Origin of the sequence: Mailhella massiliensis (assembly GCF_020741395.1) — a bacterium.
Lineage (GTDB): Bacteria > Desulfobacterota > Desulfovibrionia > Desulfovibrionales > Desulfovibrionaceae > Mailhella > Mailhella massiliensis_A.
This window is the reverse complement of sequence record NZ_DYZA01000071.1, coordinates 1-4,472: the sequence shown is the minus strand read 5'-3', so window position 1 is coordinate 4,472 and position 4,472 is coordinate 1. Positions and strand designations below refer to the sequence as shown.

At 56.8% G+C, this 4,472-nt stretch carries 5 protein-coding genes and 1 tRNA gene; 2 read left to right on the top strand and 4 right to left on the bottom strand.

What is annotated here, in order from left to right; translation table 11 throughout:
• Positions 1–82: 82 nt before the first annotated feature.
• From K8W16_RS03870 to rsfS, 4 genes are all read right to left on the bottom strand, one after another.
• A complete protein-coding gene (locus K8W16_RS03870) occupies positions 83–739 on the bottom strand; it encodes a YitT family protein (RefSeq protein WP_304121300.1) in 657 nt (218 codons plus the stop codon).
• Between the two features lie 535 nt (positions 740–1,274).
• A complete protein-coding gene (locus tag K8W16_RS03865) occupies positions 1,275–1,469 on the bottom strand; it encodes a hypothetical protein (RefSeq protein ID WP_304121298.1) in 195 nt (64 codons plus the stop codon).
• A gap of 93 nt (positions 1,470–1,562) precedes the next feature.
• Positions 1,563–3,086, bottom strand: coding sequence for a 2,3-bisphosphoglycerate-independent phosphoglycerate mutase (gene gpmI / locus K8W16_RS03860; RefSeq protein ID WP_304121296.1), 1,524 nt, complete (start codon positions 3,084–3,086; stop codon positions 1,563–1,565).
• The gene (gene rsfS / locus K8W16_RS03855) at positions 3,086–3,478 is read right to left on the bottom strand and encodes a ribosome silencing factor (RefSeq protein WP_304121294.1); all 393 of its coding nucleotides are present in this window, start codon (positions 3,476–3,478) and stop codon (positions 3,086–3,088) included. Before rsfS ends, gpmI begins: the two co-directional genes overlap by 1 nt.
• 141 nt (positions 3,479–3,619) lie before the next feature.
• Between rsfS and K8W16_RS03850 the strand changes: the two genes are divergently transcribed.
• Complete coding sequence (locus K8W16_RS03850) at positions 3,620–4,288, top strand: histidinol phosphate phosphatase domain-containing protein (RefSeq protein ID WP_304121292.1); 669 nt, start codon at positions 3,620–3,622, stop codon at positions 4,286–4,288.
• A gap of 88 nt (positions 4,289–4,376) precedes the next feature.
• A tRNA-Thr gene (locus tag K8W16_RS03845) sits at positions 4,377–4,452 on the top strand.
• Positions 4,453–4,472: the final 20 nt, after the last annotated feature.

Sequence of the window (4,472 nt, the reverse complement as noted above, 5' to 3'; positions counted from 1 at the left end):
CAGTTGCTCTATCCAACTGAGCTATAAGCGCACTCAGTGTGTTGTAGTGAAGCTTTGCTCCCCGGTCAAGAAAAATTTTATCTCAACGCTTGAACCAGCGTTCTATAGACATGTGGAAACAACGGCTGAAGAAACGGATGAACACCCCCGTCAGAAAAGCCGTAACCACGGTTCCCTCCCTCAGGCCCTCAATCCGGCCCAGGCACAGCCAACCGAGCAGAGCCGCCAGGCAGACCAGCGTCACATCGTTGATGATTTTGAGATTGCCGAAAGGAAGTTTTGTCCGGTAGGCTAGGGCAAGCACGAAGCCCTCCCCGGGAATGACAATGGTGTTGCTGGCTATTTCCAGCATGATGCCGAAGGCCATAATGCCACAGCCCACCAGCGTCATGCCCATGCGCATATGCCAGAGCTCGGGGATGAAGGAGTGGCTGATCCACATCCCCAGGTCAATGAACAAGCTGAAAACAAACACGCACGGCAACTGAAGGAACTGCTTGGGCCGGAACGTCTTTCCCAGCAGGGGAATCTGGGCAAGAAGCATGAAAGTATTGATGATGAAGGTGCCGGTACCCATGGATATGCCGAAAATTCTGGCAACCACATAGGGCACGCTGGAAATGGGCGTGGTTCCCAGCTGTGCGTTGGTAACGAGGGCAATGCCGTTCCCCATAAAGAACAGACTGAGAAAAAACACGGCCCAGCGTTTCGCGCGCTCTTTGGAAATATCTGCTTTCATCCTGCCACCTCTGCTGATTTGAAAAAACAGCCTTCAGACCGCAACCGTCTCCGACCGGCCCTGAGGCAACAGCCGGATAAAAAACTCCAAGCCCGAAAGGCGGATATCTTACTTCATCATACCCCGGTGAATTTTTGCTTCAGACAGTGCCTGGCCCCGCCCCCTGCGCCGAACCCTCCCGGCGTATGGGGCCTGTGCGCAGATGACTCCGAAAAATATCTTCCAAGAGTTCACCCGGCGACGTGGCTCTGCTTCGGGCCGAAAGGAAAATCAGAAAAAGGAAAACTGCGGAAAATGCTCTCTCCTGTCGGGAAATAAAATCTCGCTCGTTGTCCGTCCTTTCCGGAAAGAAACAGATTTTTCACAGGCCGCTTCCGCGGGGCTTGCGCCGGGACAAGCCTCGCCTGTACAGCACGGAATGCGTCCTTTTTCATATTGGTATGATATCATTCTATTCATTATAAGTTACAATATCAATTTTTCCGGGCAAAAAAAAGCCTGCCGCGAAGGCAGGCCCTTTTACCGGGAACCCGGTTCAGAAGCTGGGATTGACCGCAGCCCTCCCGTCGCCGAGCATGGTATACACATACTGCACGGTGCGCTCATCCACAGGGACTATGGGAAAACGGTTGCGGCAGGAGCCGCAGGTCACCGTCATGGGCTGCACAGGAGCAACAAGCACGACCTCATTTCCGCAATGAGGGCAGATATAGACAAAAAGCAAAGCCATGCTTTCAGGCCTGACCGGTTCTGCAGGGATCATTCCATTCTCCAGGAGGTTCCAGAAAAAACGTGGGCCCCGCCGGAACGGGGGCCCGTCGTGTCAGACAAGCAGGTTGCTGCCGGTCATTTCCGAAGGAACAGGTACGCCCCACAGAGTAAGGATGGTGGGCATGATATCGCCGAGCTTACCGTTGCCCACGGGATGGGCCTTCCCGCCTTCCACAATAAGGAAAGGAGTCTGATTCAGTGTGTGCGCCGTCTGCGGGCGACCTTCCTCATCGACCATCTTTTCCACATTGCCGTGGTCTGCCGTGATGCACAAAATACCGCCCTTGTCCATAACGGCCTTCTCGATACGGGCTACGCAGGCATCCACAGTTTCACAGGCCTTGATTGCGGCTTCGAGCACGCCGGTATGTCCCACCATATCGGGGTTGGCCAGGTTGCACACCACAAAGTCGTACTTGCCGCTGTTCCAGGCTTCGATGAGCTTGTCGGTCACTTCCACGGCGCTCATCTGAGGCTTGAGATCATAGGTGGCCACATCGCGGGGGGATTCCACAAGAATACGGTCTTCATTCTCAAACGGGGCTTCGCGGCCGCCGCTGAAAAAATAGGTGACGTGGGCGTACTTTTCCGTTTCCGCTATGCGCAACTGCTTCATGCCCATGGAGGAAACAAGCTCGCCCATGGTTTTATCCAGATTGTCCTTGGTGAAGGCCACGGGAGCGGTGAGCGTGGACTCATAGGAAGTCATGGAAGCCACGCCCGCCATATCGGGCATGACACCGCGGTCGAACCCGGTGAACTCAGGGTCGGTCAGGGCGCGCACCAGCTCGCGGCCGCGGTCGGCGCGGAAGTTGAAGCAGAAGACGCCGTCGCCGTTGCGGATCACGGATTCGGAAGGATCGAGCAGGATGCGCGGCTTCAGAAATTCATCGGTCTCCCCTTCGGCATAGGCCGCGCGAAGAGCTTCCGTGGGGCTGGAGATGCGGTCGCCCTTGCCGTGCACGAGCATGTTCCAGGCCACTTCCACCCTTTCCCAGTGCTTATCGCGGTCCATCACATAGAAGCGGCCCACCATGTCGGCAAGCTTCGCCCCCGTCTTTTCCAACTCAGGCTCCAGACGGGCGACATAGTCGATGCCGGAACAGGGAGGCGTGTCGCGCCCGTCGAAAAAGGCATGGACAAGAGCAGGCACGCCTTCCTTCTGCGCCATTTCCAGAAGCGCGAAGAGATGGTTGATATGGCTGTGCACGCCGCCGTCGGAAAGCAGACCGCAAAAATGGATGCGTCCGCCCCGGGCGCGGGTCTTTTCCAAAAGATCCACCAGCACGGGGTTCTTGAAAAGATCCCCATTTTCAATGGCCATGTCGATGCGGGTCATGTCCTGATAGACGATGCGGCCCGCACCGATATTGAGGTGCCCCACTTCGGAGTTGCCGATGAAACCGGAGGGCAGGCCGACCTGACGGCCGGAAGCGTCCAGCCTTCCCATGCCGGGCATGGAAAAGAGACGGTCAAGGGTGGGGGTATGCGCCAGGCTGGCGGCGTTTCCCGGGCCGGCCGGCGCAAGGCCGTAACCGTCGAGAATGAGAAAAAGGGTGGGTTTCACTGCGGACATCAAAGATTCTCCTTTCCTTCCGCTGCTGTGGCGGGCAGCGCTTCGGCGCCGGACCAGAGAGCTTCCAGACGGTAAAGCTCCCGGACGGGTTCCTGAAAAATGTGCACGATGACATCGTTGAGGTCCACCAGAACCCACTGACCTTCCTGATACCCTTCCGTGCGGAGTATCTCGAACTTCTCCTGCTTGCACATCTCCGAAAGCCCGTCGGCCAGACTGCGGGCATGGCGGGCGGAAGAGGCGGAAGCGATGATGACGATATCGGCCAGCGGGTTGCCTTCCGGCAGCTGAAACACGGCCAGATCGCGCGCCTTGTGTTCGGCCAGCCAGTGCTGCATGACGGGAGCCTTTTCAGAAGCGGGAAGCGTGGAATACTTTTTTTCTTTGGTCATGGTGTCCCTCAGTAATGATCGGTATGAATGGGGCGTAAGCATACATCATTCCCTCCGCAAGCGCAAATGGCAAAACAGCGTTGCCAACGGCCGCTTTCCTTTTCCTTCCATCCCCCCTATGATGCCCGGGGAGGCTACACCATGACGGACTTTCATATCATTCTTACTCCCGGCGAAGGAGGGCTGAGCGCCGCCTCAGCCCTGCATTATGCCGCTCTGGCAGGGCTTCGCTTTGCGGCCCTCATCCTGCCTTGGGAGGAAAACGGCTTTTCCGCTCTTGCAAAGACGGCAAAGCTCGTGCGGACATACAGCCTTTACGCCAATGTGGAGGCCCGCACGGGGGTGGAGCTTTGCCATGTCCCGCCGGCGCTCATCCCCTCCGCCGTACAGGAAGCCAGAGCCGCCGGAGCTGAACTTGTGCTGGTGCACGGGGAAACGCTCTGCGATCAGGTAGAGGCAGGAACCAACCTCGCCGCCATAGAGGCAGGGGCCGACATTCTCGCCCACCCCGGCCTCATTGATGCGGAAGCGGCGGCCTTTGCCGCAGAAAAAGGCGTGGCCCTGGAATTCACCTCCTGCCCGAAGCACGGCCTGACCAACGCGCACACGGCGGCCATGGCCCTGCGCTTCGGCTGCCCTCTGGTGCGGGGAAGCGCGGCAAGAAGGGCGGAGGAAATCACCACCCGGGCCTTCTGGCCTTTCGTCATAAAGGGGGCCGATGTTTTCACTCCAGAGAAATACAAAGTTAACTTATTGGAATTATTAAGAGAAAGTGAAGAAAACCTCATCAAAAAACTCATGAAGGCATAAAAATCGGAAGAAAAATTAAAAAAATGGCCATTATCGCTTGACGGAAGGGGTGCGTTTAGGTAGGTTCTCCCCTGCCGAGAGACGAAATGCTCATGTAGCTCAGTTGGTAGAGCGCATCCTTGGTAAGGATGAGGTCAACAGTTCAATTCTGTTCATGAGCTCCATTTCCTTTCTGTCGGTGCCA